Origin of the sequence: Duganella sp. BJB476 (genome assembly GCF_003416895.1) — a bacterium.
Taxonomy (GTDB): domain Bacteria; phylum Pseudomonadota; class Gammaproteobacteria; order Burkholderiales; family Burkholderiaceae_D; genus Rugamonas.
Genome location: NZ_QVIO01000001.1, coordinates 1511102 through 1528058, shown reverse-complemented (window position 1 = coordinate 1528058; position 16957 = coordinate 1511102). Strand labels below are relative to the sequence as shown.

Genomic DNA, 16957 nt, shown 5'->3' with positions numbered 1-16957 from the left:
TGTCGCATCAGGTAGTGCTTTCTTCAAGTGGGTGATTGATCATTTCGACGCTGCGTGCAAAGCTCTGGTGGAATTGCGGATCGGCGATGATGCTCAGGTGCGTGCTGCCGGGGATGGCGTGCACGCGTTCGACCTTGCTCGACTGCTTGCGCCAGTCGATCACGTTCATCCCGCGCAGCAGCGAGTCTTCGGCGATCCAGGCGTGGATGCGGCAATCGAGCGGCGCCAGCGTGTAGTCGCGGAAGACCAGCGCGTTTTCCATCAGCGTCCAGAAAATGTGTTCGCGGCTGCCGATGTCCGGACCGTCCAGCGGCAGCGGTTCCGGGCTGTTGTTCACGTAGTGCAGGAACTGGGTGTAGACGGTGGCGTCCATGCGGCCCAGCAGATGCAGCCAGCGTTTGTGCATGGTGCTGACGGCCAGCCAGGCGTCGATGTCGTTTTGCAGGCTTAGTCGCAGCGATGGTTCCAGCGGCTTCTCGCCGCCTACCGCGAACTCCGCGTCGAGCGCGCAGACGTCCAGCATGCCGACGAAGCGTACGTCGACGCTGTCGCCCAGCAGCCGTGCCGCTTCGTAGGCCAGGATACCGCCCCACGACCAACCGAGCAGCATCACCGGCTGGCCGGCGCTCTGGCTGCGGATATGGTCGGCGTAGCGTGCCGCCAGCGCGGCGACGGCAAGCGGTTCGCCGTCGCCGGACAGCGAGTGGCAGATAAAGCCGGTGGCCGGTTGGTCCGGGCCTAGGTGGTTCACCAGTGCCGTGTATTCCAGCGTGCTGACCAGCAGGCCGGGGAAGCAGTACAGCATAGGCTTGCTGCCTCCGCGCTGGAGACACACGACGTCGCTGCCGGCCAGGGCCTGGTCGCTGAGCGCGCGGGCCAAGTTGACGATGTCCGGGCAGTTGAACAGGTCGACGATGCCCAGGCCGTGATCCGGCAGCAGTTTGTCGAGCATGGTCAGCACGCGCAGTGCGCTGAGCGAATCGCCGCCCAGGTCGAAGAAGTTGTCGGTGGCGCCGACCTGCTGCAGTTGCAGCACTTCCTGCCAGATCGCGATCAGTTGGTGTTCGAGGTCGGTGGACGGCGCCACCACTTCGCGCCGCTCCTGGGTTGGCAGCGGCAGCGCCTTGCGGTCTATTTTTCCGTTGGGCGTCAGCGGCAGGCTGGCGAGCATGACGATGGCGGCCGGCACCATGTAGTCCGGCAGTTGCGCGGCAAGCTGCCGGCGCAGCGTGGCGCCGTCGATCTTGGCGCCGTGCTCGGCCACCGCGTAGCCAACCAGCTTGGCGCCTTGCGGGGTTTGGTGCAGTACCACGACAGCTTCGCGAACCGGGGCCAGCTTGCCCAGCGCCGCTTCGATTTCACCGAGCTCGATGCGGAACCCGCGCACCTTGACCTGGTGATCGAGGCGGCCCAGGTATTCGATGATGCCGTCGGCGCGCCAGCGCACCTGGTCGCCGGTACGGTACATGCGTCCGCCGTCGGCCGTGAACGGGTCGGGGATGAAGCGGTCGGCCGTCGCTGCGGCTTGTCCGTGGTAGCCACGCGCCAGGCATGCGCCGCCGATATGCAGTTCGCCCGCCACGCCGGGCGGCACGGGATTGAGGTCGGCGTCCAGCACATAGGCGCGGCGCGGGCCGACGGCGCGGCCGATCGGCGCAAACGCGCCTTCGAAGCTGGCGTTGGCGGTGGTCTTCCACGCCAGCGGCGATATCACCGTTTCGGTCGGGCCGTAGCCGTTGATCAGGCACTCGGGCGACAAGGCGCGCTTGAGTTGTTCGAAGGTGGCGCGCGGCATGCCCTCGCCGCCGAACGACAGCAGGCGCAAAGCTGCGGCATCGCTGCGTCCCTCGGCCCATTCGGCCAGCTGCTGCACGTAGCTGGTCGGGAAGCCGGCGTTGTTGACGCGGTGCTCGCGCATGGCTGCGTGGGTTTCGGCTGCGCTCCACAAGGCGCCGCCGCGCAGCACCACGCAGCCGCCGACGATCAGCGGAACGATCCAGCGCTCGTGGGCGCCGTCGAAGCTGATCGACAGGAAATGCAGTTCGCGTGATGCTGCGCTCATTTCGTACAGTTCCGCCGTGGCCTGGCAGTGCAGCGACAACGGTCCGTGCGCGACCGCCACGCCTTTCGGCCGGCCGGTGGAGCCGGAGGTGTAGATGATGTAGGCCATCTGCTGCGGCGATACGTACAGGTCTGGCGCGCTCGCCGGCAGTTGGCTCAGGTCGAGCGCATCGACCGCGATGGTGGCTCCGTTGGCCAGCTCCGGCAACTGGTCTTGCAGCGAGGTTTGAGTCAGCAGGCAAAACACCGCCGCGTCGTCGAGGATGTATGCGATGCGCTCCTGCGGATAGGCCGGGTCGATCGGCACCAGCGCGCCGCCAGCCTTGAACACCGCCAGCAAGGTGACGATCATATCGACGCCCCGCTCCAGTGCCACGCCGACGCGGGTTTCCGCGCCGACGCCGATCGAGATCAGGTAATGGGCCAGGCGGTTGGCCGCTGCATGCATGGCCGCGTGGCTCAGCGAGTCGCCACCGCACACCAGCGCCTCGCCCTGCCCGTGCAGCGCCAGTTGCTGCTCCATCAGCTGATGCACCGGCACCGGTGCGTAGATGGTGGCGGACCAGGGTGCGCTCAGCCGCGCCAGCGCTTGCGCATCGACCAGCTGTAATTGGTCGAGCCGGGACTGCGGTGCGGCCAGCGCTTGCGCCAGCAGGGACAACAGCCGCTCCAGCAGCGCATCGGCAGTGGAGGCATCGAATAGCGCCGCCGCGTACGACAAGGCCAGTGCATGGCGTCCGTCGGTGCGCTCGCCGACGCGCAGCAGCAGGTCCACGCGCAAGGCCTGGTCTTCGTCGATCCGTATGGCGACGTCGCGCGGCGCACGGTGAGCGTTGCGGGAATCGAGCCCGCGCCAGGCGAATCCGACCTGGAACGGTAGTTCGTGCTTCTGGAAACCGTCGGCGTTGAGGCGTTCCAGCAGCTTATCGAACGGCAGCGCGGCATGCGCCAGATTGGCCGCATCTTCGGCGCGCACGGCGTCGAGCAAGGCGGTAAAGCTCGTTCCGCCGTTCAGCGCCAGGCCTGAGACGAGGATGTTCTCGAACGGGCCGACGACGCCTTCCTGCGCCGCCTGGCGGCCGCCGTCGAACGTCGCCATGCGCACATTTGCCTGCATGGTGTGGCGGTACAGCAGGGCGGCGAAGGCGGCGCGCAATACCTGCGGCGGCTGTGCATCATGGGCGACGCAGAAAGCACGCAGCGCGGCGGACAGGCCGTCATCGAGTTCGGCGCCAACCTGCACGTCGGCATAGGTGCGTACCGCCGTGCGAGGACGGTCCAGCGCCAGTGCCAGCGACGGCGCGCCATCGGACAGCTTGTTCATCCAGTAGTCGTAGTCGGACGCCAATGCGCCGGAGCTCAGCTGCTCGAGTTGGCGCGTGGTGTGCTGTTGAAAGGTCTGCGGCCCGACTGCCGACAACGGCTCGCCGCCGATACCGCGCAGCAGTTCGTCGACCAGCATCTGCGTCGAGGCCACGTCGGCCAGCATGCGGTGCACAGCCAGTATCAGCGTCGCGCCCTCCAGCCAGGCTTTCATGCCGGGCTGTCGTTCCAGGTCGAAGTCCTGCCGCTCGGTCCAACCGGCATAGCTGCCGCTGCGTTCGAGCAGCAAAGGCGCCGCGCTGCCCGGGCGTTGTTCGATGTCGCCCCAGGCCAGGCGGTGGAAGGTGGTCTGCAGGATCGGATGGCGCGCCTGCAAGGCGGTCAGGCCATACGCGATCAGCGCGCGGTCGACGGCTTTGGGCCAGCGCAGTTCGACGCGTGTGTGCAGGCGTTGCGCGGTCTGGGTTAGCTGGCTCAGGAACCACAGGCTGCGCTGGGCCGGCGATACCAGCTCAACGGCGGCGTTTGGCGGCTTGTTACCCATGGCGCGCCTCCGTGCCGGCCAGTGCCAGTTGCAGGCTGTGTTCGCGCATTTCCTGCCAGACGGTGTCGATGTGTGCCAGGCAGAGCTCCCGCCGGTTGCGGAACCCGGTCGCCTGCCAGCCCGCCGGTACCGGCCGCTGCGCCGGCCAGACTGAATATTGCCGCTCGGCGTTGATGACCACCTCGTAAAGACGTTCCTGCTGCATGCCCGCTCCTATTCCACCGGACGCCAGCGTGCCACTGGTGTCAAGCAGTCAAAATTAACAATAAACCAATCGATCTAGATGATAATGACTATCATTTAGATTTGCAAGGGTATTCTGGAAAGGCACTGCTGGGGAAAGGGAGATGGGAATGCAATTGCGCCGGAGCCGGCGCAATGTGATATCAGGCGATAAGTTCTGCCAAATTGCGGCTAACTATGGACAAATAATGGCTTCGCGCTCGGCGACTTCGACCAGGGCGGCATGCGCCTGTTGCGCGACGTCCTCAGCGGTCGCATCCGCCAGCACGGCTATCTTTGCGGGACCATCCCAACCGGCCGTATCGGCGGGAGCGGCGTTCGGAGCGGTTCTTCGCAAAATCTTGTGGATGAGTGGCGTGTAAAAGCCATCGCCTACAAGCTCCTGCTCCGCGCGGCCGACCAGCGACAGGTTCAAGGACAAGATCAAAGGGAGCTCGGGATCGCGCTCCGTCGCCAGCAGCGCCAGCGTGGACAGCTGGGCTTGCGCCTCGTCCAGCGCCTGCGCCTTGAGGGCCGACGCGGCACCGCACGCGGAGCGCTGCCTGTGGTGCAGGGTGTGCATGAGCTCGTGTATCTCAATCGCGTTGCGATATGCCTTGGTCCAGCCGGCCGGCCATCTGACGGCGCGATGCAGAATGTTGGCGTCGTAGATCAGTATCCTGCCCTGCTCATCCCAATGGTCGTTCTCGCCGTAAGTGCGGTAATACGGAGTGACCCCGTCGAGGTCGTAGCGCCTGGACGACTGCAAGATGGTCTCGCGGAATGCCGTGATCTTGGCGTCGTGCAGTTTTCCGGTCACGTCGCGCATGGAAGGGTTGGCAAGGAAGCGCACCACGTCTTCCCGCATGGGCAACTCGCGGTCGATGCCGTTGCTGTTGAAATAGAACATAGGGAAATTGACGCGCATTTCCTTGCCCACGTTGCGGCTGTCGGCAGCCGAACCCATGTAGACGCCCACGCGCCGCGACACGCCCGCCATGAAATAGCCGAACGGGACGGACTCGTACATGCTGACCTCGTCAACCATCTCCATCGGCCGGGGCGGCGTCAATATCGACACCATCAGCTTGCGAAACCGGCTGAGATACCAGTATTTCGGAACGAGCTCGGTCATTTCACCATCGGATAAGCCGAACGGCGCCAGAAAGGTGCGGGTGGCGGCACTGATCTTCTCCCCCGCCTGGCCGGTACTGGCCACGATCAGCTCGCGGTCACTGTCGGTCGGAGCATCCTTGTCGAGCGCCGGGCCGATCTGCCGGCCCAGCGTGCCGTAGGCCTCCGCCAGCGCGCTTTCGAAGTCCGCCAGCAAGGCCCGGATCTCCTGGTCGGACAGTTTCGCCTGCCGGCCGCGCTCCAGGTAGTGCTGGTAGTTCGGCGCGAGGACAGCGGGCGGCGCATGGTCGGCCCAGGCCGGGTGGATCAGCATCAATGACAGCAGGCAGCATGTTTTTTTAATAATGTGGCGTATATTCATCTAACAACATCCATCTTTTGCAAGGGGCGAATTATAGGCTGCCGCGCTAAAAAATTTCCTCGCGGCAGGCGGTTGGTCGTAAGATAAAGGAAAGGCCATTTTTCCTGCGTCAACTTATGCATATGCGTCCCTCGTGTCGTGCAATTGACTCCGGTACCGCGGTCCTTCCCCGGCGCCGCAGGTATCTGCTTACGCTGTTGCTTGCCTCGTTGCCAATGGTGATGGCTACCCAAGCCGCCCATGCCGACGCGCCGCTCTCGGTGACGCTGACTGTGCATGACTATCCCCCCTTCATCGGCATGGACCTGCCCTACGGCGGCCTGCTCACGCGCGTGGTGGTCGAGGCGTTCAAGGCCGCCAATGTGACCGTCAAGTTCGAACGGGTATCGAGCAACCGCGCCATCACCGGCGTGATGATGGGCTTGTACGACGGCGGTTTTGGTTGGGCCCATACGCCGGAACGCGACCGCAAATTGCTGTATTCCGAGACGTCGATCTACACCTTTCGCATGGTGTTCTTCCAACGGCGCGGCATGCAGGTGGACTGGAACACGCTGGCCGACCTGGCCAAATACCAGATCGGCACCACCCTGGGCGACCATTATTCGGATGAGTTTTCCGCGCTGCACGCCAAGCAAACCCTGCACGTGCAAGAGGCGGCGGGCGATTTGAACAATATGCGCAAGCTGCTGTTGGGCCGCATCGACCTGTTCCCGATGGAGGAAGAAGCCGGCAAGATGCTGATCCAGACTTCGCTGACACCGGCCGAACAAGCCCGCCTGAGCTACCAGCCCAAGCCGATTTCCGCAGTGCAGACCTACCTCGTCTTGCGGCGCGACCTGCCGAACGCGCGTGAACTGCTGGACCGTTTCGAGCAGGGTTATCGGCAGTTGCAGGAGAGCGGACAGTTGGCGCGCATGCAGGCCGAAACCCGCAAGGCCATGTTGACTGCGGTGGCGCAGAAGGCCATTCCGCCCTAGTCGTCCGCTGCAATGTTAAAGGAGATCTGTCATGCGTCCAGATTCGACACCCGTCGCAGCTTCCGTATCAGTGCTCAAGGTTGCGCTGGTTTGCGGCGGTCTCGGCTTCGCTGCGGCGCAGGCCCAGCAAGTCGAGCAGGTGGTGGTGACGGCGCAGAAGCGCGCAGAAACGTTGCAAAGCGTACCGCTCAGCGTGACCGCGCTGGAACAGCGCGAGCTGGAACGGATGGGCGTCGAGCACGTGTCTGACCTGGCGCGCCAGACGCCGGGGCTGACGGTGGTGTCGTCGGGACCGGGCCAGAACATCCTCATCATCCGCGGCATTTCCTCGGTGGCGGGCACTGCCGGCACGGTCGGCTACTATCTGGACGATACGCCGATCGCCGCTTCCAGCAATGCCTCGTTGTTGTCGCTGCGCGGGCTGATCGATCCGGCCATTTTCGACATCGCCCGCATCGAGGTGTTGCGCGGGCCGCAGGGAACGCTGTATGGATCGAGTTCGATGGGCGGCACCATCAAATACGTCAGCACTCAACCCGACCTGAACAAGTTTGGCGGCAAGGCCAGCGCCGTGCTGTCGCATACCGAGGGCGGCGGCTGGAACGAGGAAGGCAACGCCAGCGTCAACGTGCCACTGGGCGAAGGCGCGGCGGCGCTGCGGATCGGCCTCACGTATCGCAACCAGGACGGCTATATCGACCGCTACCCGGTCGCCGTCAACGATATCCTGGCGATCGCGCCCGGCGGCGCGCGGCAGGCCAATGTCAACACCGAGCAGACCAAGGGCGCGCGCATCGCCCTGCGCCTGAACCTGGGCGCGGGACTGACCGCGAATGCCTCGTTCTACTATCAACACATGCTGCTCGGCGCGCCGTTCCAGATCGATGCGCCGCCGGGCGGCCTGGGGCAGCTGATCCAGACCCGCCTGGTGGCGGAACCCAGCGCGCAGAATTCGTCGCTGTCCAATCTCACGTTGCGCAAGAATTTTGCGCGCTATGAACTGGTGTCGTCGACCTCCTACTACGACCGCCGCGTGTCCGTCGACGAGGATGCGTCCAAGGTGCTGTACTACTTCTTCTCGCCGGTGCCGCAGAGCTCGGTCTACCCCGGCGGCATGCATGGCGACTACATCAACCGCGAGTTCACGCAGGAAGTGCGGATGGTGTCCGATTTCAGCGGGCCGCTGCAAATGATCGCCGGCGCCTACTATCACCATGTGGAGGCGCCCCTGGCTTCGGTGATACCGGTGCCGGCCGGCTACAACAGCAAATTCGGCACCGACTACGGCAGCTTCTTCACCGGCGCGCGCCAGGCCACAGTGCGCGAGACCGCCTTGTTCGCCGAGGGTTCCTACCAGCTGGCGCCGGCGTGGACCGCGCGCCTCGGCGTGCGCGCCTTCCGCGTCAACCAGGGCTTCGCGCAGCAAGGCGATGGCTTGTTCAACGGCGGCCCGTCGGCCATTACCGGCAGCTCGCGCGACCATGGCTACAATCCGAAACTGAACCTGTCGTGGCAGGCCGCGCCGGATGCCTTGTTGTATGCGACCGCCTCCAAAGGCTACCGTCCGGGCGGCCCCAACAACCCGGCGCCGGCTGCGCTGTGCGCCAAGGAAGTGGCCACGCTGGGCCTGAGCGAAAGCGCGCTGCTGACTTTTTCACCGGACAGCTTGTGGAACTACGAGTTCGGCGCCAAGACGCAATGGCTGGACCGCAGGCTGACGCTGAACGGCTCGGTCTACAGCATCGACTGGAGCAAGGTGCAGCAGCAGATCGTGCTGCAATGCGGCTTCAATATCACGGCGAACTTCGGGTCGGCGCGCAGCAAGGGCGGCGAACTTGAAGCGGCGTACCAGGCCACGTCGCGCCTGTCGTTGCGGGCGACGGCGGGCTACACCAGCGCCACGCTCAACAACGACGTGCCCGGCACCGGCGCCAAACAGGGCGACACCTTGCTCGATGTGCCGCGCTGGACCGGCAGCGCGGCGGCCGAATACAGCTGGCCGGTGGCCGGACGCTATTCGGCCTTCGGCAGGCTGGACGCCACCTACACCGGCGGCGCCAATTCGCTTTACGACCGTGATAGTCCGTTCTATCGCCGCGCCGGATTCTCACAGATGAATGTCAAGCTGGGCTGGCAGCCCTTGGGCAAGGCGCCGCGCTGGAACGCCGTTCTCTTCATTGACAATCTGCTCGACAAGATCGGCCAGACCGGCTTGCCGGTGGCGATCTCGGCCGACCTGCCGACCACGCGGCGCATCGCCGTCAACCGGCCGAGGACGATAGGCATCAAGCTCGGCGCGGCCTTCTGATATCAGGGCGGGCCGGCGGCGGGGACTTCGAATTTAAAACCATAACCGGCATAGATACGGTCGATGCTTTTATCGCTGATCATCGCCTTGACGACGCCGTTGAGGCGGGCGACTTCACCGTCGGGCATGTTCCTATTGCAGGCCAGGTACATGTGCACGGTAGCCATCCGGAATACCGGCTCCAGGTCTTTGATGCCCAGGTCGCGCAGTATGTACAGAGCCGGCAGTTCAGCGGTCGCCCACAGGTCGATCCGGCGCCGCAGCAACTTGGGCGGATTGAGGCGATCGGAAGCCACCTCGGCAACCCGGATATTCTTGCTCTTTAGCAGAGGAATCGACAGGTCGTCGATAATCGTTCCGACCAGGTAGGGCTGCGCGTCGTTCAGGCTCTGGAGCACGATCTTGTCCTCACGCGGCGCGAACAGTGCCCAGTTCGTTTGGCCGATAGGGCCTATCCACTGGAATTTCCTCTCGCGCTCGGCGGTGCGGCCGACCATCATCTGGCAGGTATCGGCAGTGCCGGAGGTCAGCGTCAGGCCGCGCGCCCAGGGAATAATATCGGTCGAGGCAACAGTGATATCGGCGCGCGCCATTAGCTCGTGCACGATGTCCACGGCGATGCCGATCGTGGCGCCGCTGGACTTGTCGCGCCAGCTGTAGGGCGCCCAGTCCAGCGTGTGCAATGTCAACGGCCCGGCCACTGCGGACGCGGCGCACACCAGGCAGCCCCCCGCAACGGCGCGCCGGATCCGCTTTTCTAATGCAGGTGTATCGATCGTCATTTGCCGTCCCCCGTTACACTGCATTTTTGCGACCAGTGTATCCGGGGATTACTTAGCTTGCAATGCGTGCAGTTCCGCATCCGTGAAGCCGGCTTGCCGCCGCGCCTCGAGGTTGAACGGTCCGCGCGGCGTCGGCGCTTTGTAGCGGATGGCCAGTTCGGCGTAAGTCGCGCGTGGTTCCAGGCCGCGTTGCTGGCACAGGTAGTTGTACCAGCGGTTGCCGATTTCCACGTGGCCCACCTCGTCGCGCAGGATGATGTCGAGGATGGCTGCAGCGTCGCGGTCGCCGGCCTGGGCCAGCTTGGCGCGCAGCGGCGGGATGGCGTCCAGGCCGCGCGCTTCGAGCGTGCGCGGCACCAGCGCCATGCGGGCTAGCACGTCTTCCGTGGTTTTGCCGACCATTTCCCACAGGCTGTCGTGCGCCGGGAAATCGCCGTACTGATAGCCCAGCACTTGCAAATGGGCGGCCAGCATCGCGAAGTGGGTCGCCTCTTCGGCGGACACGCGCAGCCAGTCGATGTAGTACTCCTGCGGCAGATCCGGAAAGCGCCACAAGGCATCCAGCGCCAGGTTGACGGCGTTGAATTCGATGTGGGCCAGCGCGTGGATCAGCATGGCCCTGCCCTCCACCGTCACCATGGAACGCCGCCCCACCGACAGCGGCGGCACCAGCTCCGGCTTGGCCGGCCGGCCCGGAATGTCGCCTGACGGCACGATGGCGCCCGCCGGATCCAGCCCGCACTCGCCCGTGCGCGATGCGGCCGCCATCGCGGCGACTGCCGCCACCTTGGCGCCGGGATCGCTCTCTAGCAGGCAATGCAGCGCGTAGGTGCGCAATTCGGTTGGGGTGGGCATGGCGTTCCTTGAAGCTTGAAAAAGGACGCAGTGTAACAAATCCCCGCCGTGATGCGCGGCTACAACACTGAGCCCCCTGGGGCAACTTGATTTCAAATTGACATCTTCTCTGAGGTAAGATTTACTGACTGCACTGGAGAAGGTCCTATGTCCCACGCGATCATCCACACAATTGGCAGCACCATCTATTTTATGTTCGCGCTGCTATTCCTGTGGGTTGGGAATATTCCGCGAACGAACCGGGGTTCTGGCTGGTGGGCCATGTCGATCTCCTGTGCGCTGATTGCGCGCATCGTGCTCTTTTTATTGCTGCCGATGGAGGACCGCCGCATCGCCACCGCGGCATACGTAGTCTTCAACATCCTGGAAAAGCCATTGCTGTTGACGGGCATGGTGCGCTTCCTGAACCTGGACATGCGCATCCGGGGCTTCTGGATCGCCGGGGTGGCGGCGGAAACCTGGCTGCTGGTGACCTTGATCGCCGACACCCATCCCCTGTTCCGGTCGATGGGCTACGCAACCGTCAATGCCGGCCTGCTGGCCTACATGGCCTGGCTGGCTTTGAGCAAGAGCGGTGAAGTTCGCGGCTTGCCGCTACGGATCACTGCCGTGGCCAGTGGTTTGCTGGCGATCCATTGGTTCGGCGCCCCCATCGTGATTTACTTTCATCCGACCTGGTTCAAGGACAGCTTCCTGATCGGCACCTTCCTGGTGCTGGTCCAATACTTCTCGCTGCTGACCGCCGTGCTGACCTTGTTCCAGCAACGCCTGGTCGACGCCGAAGCGCAGGCGCTCGACCTCGCCTTCCATGATCCATTGACGGGGCTGAGCAACAAGCGCTACATGAGCACCTTGTTCGACCAGGCGCTGTTGCTGGCAACCCGGCCGCACCACGTTGTCGCCATGCTCTATATCGATCTGGACAACTTCAAGCCCATCAATGACAAGGCCGGGCACGACGTCGGCGACGAGGTATTGAAAATCATCGCGGCGCGCCTGAAGAGCCACACCCGCAGCACCGACATCTGCGCCAGGATAGGCGGCGATGAGTTCGTCGTCATCGCGACGCAGCTGATCAACGAAGAGCAGGCGCTGGAAATCGGCAACAAGCTGCTGGCGCAAATGATGACGCCGGTGGAAGTGAACGGCCGGTCCTACCCGCTGGGCGCGAGCATCGGCATCGGCCTCTACCCCAGGCATGCGGACAATCTGCCGGAACTGATGAAATACGCGGACTGCGCCATGTACGAAGTCAAACGGAGCGGGAAAAACAGATGCGAGGTGTATCAGGCCAGCATGGCTTGCGCACCTAACTGACGGCTGGAAAAAGTGCGACAGTTTGTGCGGGTTATTACGGGGCGGGTGTATCGAGCATGGCTGTTAGCGAACTTTTCAGCGTCCGGTGGGCTTGGTCAAAGGTCGGGTGGAAATTGAGGGCGTCGATCGCATCGAACTGTTGCTTCAGCTGCGTGTATCGCTCGTCGAGCTGCTTAAATACCGCTGCCGCATGCCTGGTCATGAATTCACGGGCCGGCAGCAACACCTCGGGTTCGCGCTCAGCGATCAGGGCAAAGTCGAAGATATCGCGGCCCGTGATGCGATCGCCCCGATGCCACATCTTTTTCGCGATGATTTCCACGGAGGTCTCCACCCTTACCTGGTGTCCCAGGATCACCTCTATTTCGAACCCCGGTGCCGTCAGGTTAGGGGTAGCGACGAAGTCGATTTCACCTTCCGGAAGATAAAGCTTAACGTAGCCGGCCTCTTCCACGTAATCGGTTGTGATCGATTCAGCGACGTCGCTCAAGCGGGGAGTGACGAAACCCAACGACTGTGGATCAGGCACGAAGATGTCGATGTCCTTGCTGAAACGGTGACCGTACCGAAGCATGAGCACGGTGCCTCCCCCCCATGGTCCAGAATGGATCCATGCGTCCGCGCTTGGCGATCTCGCCGACGATCGTCACTGCGTGCAAAAACAACCTCTCCCAAGTACGAGGAATCCCTGGTGCGTTGGCCATTACCAGACCGTTCTGCATACCTTCCATTGCTTCGCCCACAGATTGAGGTTCTTCATGATTTTCTTTGCTGGTACCTCGGGCGTGGCCGCCTCGGCGATCGCTTTCACTACGACTGGTAACGGCGTTTCATCGAGCAAAGCCATCAAGTGCGGATGAAATTGTTCTGGCGCCGCGCCAGAACGCAGCATCGCTGACAGCATGTCGGGCGTGATCACGTCCCGGTAACTGGTACTGACGCTGCGCGCGGCCGCCGCAAGCGCATTTTTCAGTTCCGAGGCCTGCACGGTCTCGATGTCGAGGCCCAAGATATCAAGCACAGCTTTTAGCTTCGCGTAGCCGAGGTCCTTCAGCGTCCCGTTTTCCAGTTGATTGATGGTTACACGGGAAAGCCCCGCAAAATTGGCCACGTGCTCCTGCAGCAGACCCGCCTGGACGCGTTTGCTCTTAATTTCACTACCGATCTGCGCCAAGTTCATACGGACCGCCATTTAATGTTAAGTATATTTAACATTGTAGCGCCGATTGCGGCTATTCCAAGTGAAGGACAGTATGAGGTGTCTAGCTGACGGCCGGCTCCAACAAGGTCAACGTCTGCTGCTCCGTGTCCAGCCTGGCGCGCAGGCCGACGGGGAGCGTGAACTGGTGGCGGATGTGGCCGAAGGAGTAGCCGGCCACGGCGGGCCGGGTCAGCGGCAGCAGGTGCTGGTTGACGGTGTCTTCCAGTGACAGCGCGCTCTCGCCTTCCACGCCTTCGCAGTTCTCGCAGATGCCGAGCACGACGGCGGCGGCATGGCGGTAGCCCTGGCTGAGCTGGAGTTGCGTCATCATGCGGTCGATGCGGTAGGGTTCTTCGTTGACTTCTTCCAGGTACAGGATGGCGTCCTTGAAATCGGCCGCGTACGGCGTGCCGGCCAGCGCGCTGACCAGCGACAGGTTGCCGCCGATGAGCCGTCCCGTCGCCACACCGCCATGCACGGTGCGCGGCGGTGGATTGTCGGCCGACATGGCGATCGTGTAGCTGGCTTGCGGCGTCATCAACACGTTGCGCATCTGCTCCACCGAGTAGTCGGAAAAAGTGGAGGTGGCCACCGGTCCGTGAAACGTCACCAGCCCCGCCTGCTTGAGCAAGGCCAGGTGCAGGCAGGTGATATCGGAATAGCCGATCAGCACTTTCGGATGCGCACGGATCATCCGGTAGTCGATATGCTCCAGCAGCGAGATGCAGCCCGAGCCGCCGCGCACCGCCCACACTGCCTTGATCTCGGGATCGAGAAACATCGCATGCAAATCCGCCAGCCGCTGTTCGACCGTGCCGGCGTAATTGCCGTAGACGTAGTGGATGTTGTCCCCCAACCGCACCCGCAAGCCCAGCGACTCGATATTCGCGACGGCCTGGGCCAGCGCCTCATCATTGGTGTGGCCACCGGGTGCAATCAGGCCGACCAGGTCTCCTGGTAGCAGACGGCGCGGCTTAATCAGTCGCATGCTTTTCCTCCCGGCGGACGCGGCAGCCGCCGAGCTCGTGGCCACTGCCGCGCCCGTCCCCAGCGCGGCGGCCAGCAAGTGAGCGAAGCGCCGCCGGCCGTGGTCTGCGGACATTACAGGAACTTGTACTTGAGCAGTATGTTGAGCGCCCGTCCACGCGGATCGGCCACCCTTGGATCCCAGCCCGCGCCCACCACTTCATCCACATTGTGCGCGGTGAACGGCGGATCGGTATCGAGCAGGTTCTGGATGCCGAGCGTGATCGTCACGTTCTTGAAGCCGGTGTACGTCGCCGACAAATCGTACTTGGTGTAGGCCTTCACATTCGGGTTGAAGCCCGGTGGCGGCGCCGCCTTGCCGCCGTCCGGCAGCTGGTCCTTGTAGCCAGAGCTGTAGCTCTGGATCAGCATGCCGCTCCAGTCGCCGCGCGACAGGCTCAGGCTGGCGTTGTGCTTCCAGCGCAGGTACAGGTCGCGGGTGTAGAAGTTGCCGACATATTCCTGGTAGGGCTGGCCTTCGATTTCGGCGAACTTGAAGCTCTGGGTATAAGTGCCGTCCAGGTTGAAGGCCCACTTGTAGCTGTCGAGCTTGCCCTCGCCGCGCAGGCTCAGGTCGGCGCCGCGCGTCTTGGTGCCGGCCGCGTTGATCCAGCCGGCATCGACGTATTTGATCGTGTTGTCGGGATTGCGGATGATGTTCTGGGACAGCAGCGCCGCGTTGGCCAGCACGATTTGCGGCGTGCGGTTCAGGATGCGGTTCTGCGAGTTGATGGCCCAGTAGTCGATCGACGCCGAATAGCCGCGCACCGGTTCGATCACCATGCCCAGGCTGCCCTGCTTCGAGGTCTCCGGTTTCAGGCTCGGGTTGCCGCCGCTGAAGTACGGCAGGCGCGCGATGGCGCAGAAGGCCGGATCGCCCGGGTGGGTCGGGCAGAAGACGGGATCGATGATCCCGTTCGGCAGTTCCTGCGACAGGCGGCCGGAATACAGCTGCGTGAAGCTCGGCGCCAGGAAGCCCTTGTTGGCCGAGCCACGGAACACCAGCATGCCGTTCGGCTGGTAGCGGAACGAGATCTTCGGATTGGTGGTCGAGCCGAAGACGCTATAGTGGTCGCGGCGCAAGGCCAGCTGGGTTTCCAGTTCCTTGGTGATCGGAACAATCATCTCGGTGTAGACCGCCTTGATGTCGCGGGTGGCCTCGTTCAACGCGGCGTTCCCCGGCGACAGCAGGATTTGCGTGGCGTCGACATCCTGGCCGAAGTTGTAGCCTTCGCGGCGCAGGTCGAAACCCACCGCCATCGACACCGGACCAGCCGGCAGCTGCCATACTTCGCCGGACAGATTGCCGTCGAGCTGGGTCAAGCTGGTTTTTCCGTGCTGGAAAGCGCCACGGAATTTGGTCGATTCAATCAACTGCGTGGCTTCCGGCGTCTGGGTCTGGCCGGCGGTCAGCCATGGATTGATGATGCCGCTGCCCAGCGCCGAATAAATCTTGCTGGTGTAGCCGTAGCCGTCGACCAGCGCGGTCTTGGTGGTGCTCTCGCCGTGCGACAGGCCGGCGCGGTAGTCCCACTTGCCCAGCAATACGCCTTCCGCGCCGATCAGCAAGCGGGCGTTGTCGGTGACGTTCTCCTGCGTACGGTTGCCCCACGGATTGGCGCGCCACTTGTAGATGATGGGCTTGGTCTTGTCGAAAGTCGGAATGAAGGCCGACAGGTCCTGGTAGTACGCGCCGCCGACCGGATAGGCATTGCCGGCGGCCAGCGAGGTCGAGATCTGCAGCGGCGTCAATTCCGCCGTGGCCTTGTTGTGGCCGTACAGCGCTTCGACAAACAGCTTGTGCTCGGGACTGATTTGCAGCGTGCCGCGCGAGACCGCGTTCAGGCGTTCGACCGGGAAGCTGATGATGTAGTCGGCGCCGTAATCGTAGGCGCAGGAATAGGTGCTGCGGGTCGCCGCCGTCACATCCTTCCACAGCGCGGTCTGGTACTGCGACATGCCGGGGATGGAGTCGCACTTGCCCTGGAAGCTCAGGGGATTCGCTTGCAGATAGGTGGTGGGATCGCCCGGACGCTTGAAGCCGGTGCCCAGCGCTGTGCCGGCGCCGGTCAGCTGGTTGGCGTAAGGCGTGCCGGTGGTGTCCGGAGACAGGCCGCGTGCCGGCTGGAAGCCGTTGGCGAAGGCGCGGTCGTGCGAGCTCAGCTTTTCGTTGTTGTCATAGGTGACGCTGCCCATGACGTTAAAGCCTTCCTTCTGCAGGGAGCCGATGCCGCCCAACAGCGACAGGCGACGGTTGGCGCCGCCGCCATGTTGGGTGAAGTTGTCGTTGAGCGAAACTTCGAGACCGTGGTAATCGGTGCGCAGGATGAAGTTGATGACGCCGCCGATGGCGTCGGTGCCGTAGATGGCCGAGGCGCCGTCCTTCAATATCTCCACGCGCTGGATCGCGCCCAGCGGAATCGCGTTCAGGTCGACCGACTTGGCGCTGGCGCCGAAGGTGGCGATGCGGCGGCCATTCAACAGCACCAGCGTGCTGTTGGGACCGAGCCCGCGCAAGGACGCATACGAGGCGCCGCCGCTGACGCGGTCGGCGTCGGCGCCAAAGACGTTGTTCCCGGAAGTCATATTGTCGGCGCCGGTGCCGTTGGCGGACAGGCTGCGGATCAGCTGCTCGGTGCTGGTGATGCCGGATTTTTCGATGGTGTCGTAGTTGATCACCTGGACCGGCAACGCGCCCTCCTTCGCCAAGCGCTTGATGCTACTGCCGGTGATTTCCACGCGCTGCATGACTGCCGTGCCGTCCTGTGCGAACACCGGACCCGCTGCCGGGGCGAACACGCCCATCAGCGCAATCATATGCGCCAGTTTTTTAACCTTCACGG

Annotated in this window: 12 protein-coding genes; 3 read left to right on the top strand and 9 right to left on the bottom strand. The window is 63.5% G+C overall.

Annotated features, from left to right (window positions below; genetic code table 11):
* Positions 1 to 7 precede the first annotated feature (7 nt).
* From D0T21_RS06700 to D0T21_RS06690, 3 genes are all read right to left on the bottom strand, one after another.
* Entirely contained in the window at positions 8 to 3928 is a 3921-nt protein-coding gene (locus tag D0T21_RS06700) for a non-ribosomal peptide synthetase (protein WP_116989262.1), read from the bottom strand.
* Entirely contained in the window at positions 3921 to 4133 is a 213-nt protein-coding gene (locus D0T21_RS06695) for an MbtH family protein (protein ID WP_116989261.1), read from the bottom strand. Before D0T21_RS06695 ends, D0T21_RS06700 begins: the two co-directional genes overlap by 8 nt.
* Before the next feature lie 213 nt (positions 4134 to 4346).
* Positions 4347 to 5645 (bottom strand): hypothetical protein, encoded by a 1299-nt coding sequence (locus D0T21_RS06690; protein WP_147328031.1) that lies wholly within the window; start codon positions 5643 to 5645, stop codon positions 4347 to 4349.
* 221 nt (positions 5646 to 5866) lie between these two features.
* Between D0T21_RS06690 and D0T21_RS06685 the strand changes: the two genes are divergently transcribed.
* Together D0T21_RS06685 and D0T21_RS06680 are read left to right on the top strand one after the other, a co-directional pair.
* Entirely contained in the window at positions 5867 to 6625 is a 759-nt protein-coding gene (locus D0T21_RS06685; protein WP_229211362.1) for an ABC transporter substrate-binding protein, read from the top strand.
* Positions 6626 to 6656: 31 nt separating this feature from the next.
* Positions 6657 to 8933, top strand: coding sequence for a TonB-dependent receptor (locus D0T21_RS06680; RefSeq protein ID WP_116989258.1), 2277 nt, complete (start codon positions 6657 to 6659; stop codon positions 8931 to 8933).
* A gap of 2 nt (positions 8934 to 8935) precedes the next feature.
* Here the strand turns inward: D0T21_RS06680 and D0T21_RS06675 are convergent, their stop codons facing one another.
* Positions 8936 to 9715: an ABC transporter substrate-binding protein gene (locus tag D0T21_RS06675; protein ID WP_158567967.1), complete on the bottom strand. Its 780-nt coding sequence runs from the start codon at positions 9713 to 9715 to the stop codon at positions 8936 to 8938.
* A gap of 48 nt (positions 9716 to 9763) precedes the next feature.
* On the bottom strand, positions 9764 to 10570 hold the full coding sequence (locus tag D0T21_RS06670; protein ID WP_116989256.1) for a ferritin-like domain-containing protein: 807 nt from the start codon (positions 10568 to 10570) through the stop codon (positions 9764 to 9766).
* A gap of 261 nt (positions 10571 to 10831) precedes the next feature.
* Between D0T21_RS06670 and D0T21_RS06665 the strand changes: the two genes are divergently transcribed.
* Positions 10832 to 11887 carry a GGDEF domain-containing protein gene (locus D0T21_RS06665; protein WP_229211361.1) on the top strand — a complete coding sequence of 352 codons (1056 nt, stop codon included), beginning with the start codon at positions 10832 to 10834 and terminating at the stop codon, positions 11885 to 11887.
* A 34-nt stretch (positions 11888 to 11921) separates the two neighbouring features.
* On the opposite strand, the gene D0T21_RS06660 is transcribed toward D0T21_RS06665, so the two are convergent.
* The 4 genes from D0T21_RS06660 to D0T21_RS06645 form a co-directional block, all read right to left on the bottom strand.
* The gene (locus D0T21_RS06660) at positions 11922 to 12461 is read right to left on the bottom strand and encodes a nucleotidyl transferase AbiEii/AbiGii toxin family protein (protein ID WP_229211414.1); all 540 of its coding nucleotides are present in this window, start codon (positions 12459 to 12461) and stop codon (positions 11922 to 11924) included.
* Between the two features lie 129 nt (positions 12462 to 12590).
* Positions 12591 to 13067 (bottom strand): helix-turn-helix transcriptional regulator, encoded by a 477-nt coding sequence (locus D0T21_RS06655; protein ID WP_158567966.1) that lies wholly within the window; start codon positions 13065 to 13067, stop codon positions 12591 to 12593.
* Between the two features lie 82 nt (positions 13068 to 13149).
* Positions 13150 to 14076: an LD-carboxypeptidase gene (locus D0T21_RS06650; RefSeq protein WP_229211360.1), complete on the bottom strand. Its 927-nt coding sequence runs from the start codon at positions 14074 to 14076 to the stop codon at positions 13150 to 13152.
* A 113-nt stretch (positions 14077 to 14189) separates the two neighbouring features.
* Positions 14190 to 16955: a TonB-dependent receptor gene (locus D0T21_RS06645; RefSeq protein ID WP_229211359.1), complete on the bottom strand. Its 2766-nt coding sequence runs from the start codon at positions 16953 to 16955 to the stop codon at positions 14190 to 14192.
* Positions 16956 to 16957 lie beyond the last annotated feature (2 nt).

Excerpts from the sequence above, each read along its gene's own strand:
- D0T21_RS06700 (WP_116989262.1), bottom strand. The coding sequence starts at position 3,928 with ATGGGTAACAAGCCGCCAAACGCCGCCGTTGAGCTGGTATCGCCGGCC.
- D0T21_RS06685 (WP_229211362.1), top strand. The coding sequence starts at position 5,867 with ATGGCTACCCAAGCCGCCCATGCCGACGCGCCGCTCTCGGTGACGCTG.
- D0T21_RS06680 (WP_116989258.1), top strand. The coding sequence starts at position 6,657 with ATGCGTCCAGATTCGACACCCGTCGCAGCTTCCGTATCAGTGCTCAAG.
- D0T21_RS06690 (WP_147328031.1), bottom strand. The coding sequence starts at position 5,645 with ATGAATATACGCCACATTATTAAAAAAACATGCTGCCTGCTGTCATTG.
- D0T21_RS06650 (WP_229211360.1), bottom strand. The coding sequence starts at position 14,076 with ATGCGACTGATTAAGCCGCGCCGTCTGCTACCAGGAGACCTGGTCGGC.
- D0T21_RS06660 (WP_229211414.1), bottom strand. The coding sequence starts at position 12,461 with ATGCTTCGGTACGGTCACCGTTTCAGCAAGGACATCGACATCTTCGTG.
- D0T21_RS06665 (WP_229211361.1), top strand. The coding sequence starts at position 10,832 with ATGTCGATCTCCTGTGCGCTGATTGCGCGCATCGTGCTCTTTTTATTG.
- D0T21_RS06695 (WP_116989261.1), bottom strand. The coding sequence starts at position 4,133 with ATGCAGCAGGAACGTCTTTACGAGGTGGTCATCAACGCCGAGCGGCAA.
- D0T21_RS06670 (WP_116989256.1), bottom strand. The coding sequence starts at position 10,570 with ATGCCCACCCCAACCGAATTGCGCACCTACGCGCTGCATTGCCTGCTA.
- D0T21_RS06675 (WP_158567967.1), bottom strand. The coding sequence starts at position 9,715 with ATGACGATCGATACACCTGCATTAGAAAAGCGGATCCGGCGCGCCGTT.
- D0T21_RS06655 (WP_158567966.1), bottom strand. The coding sequence starts at position 13,067 with ATGAACTTGGCGCAGATCGGTAGTGAAATTAAGAGCAAACGCGTCCAG.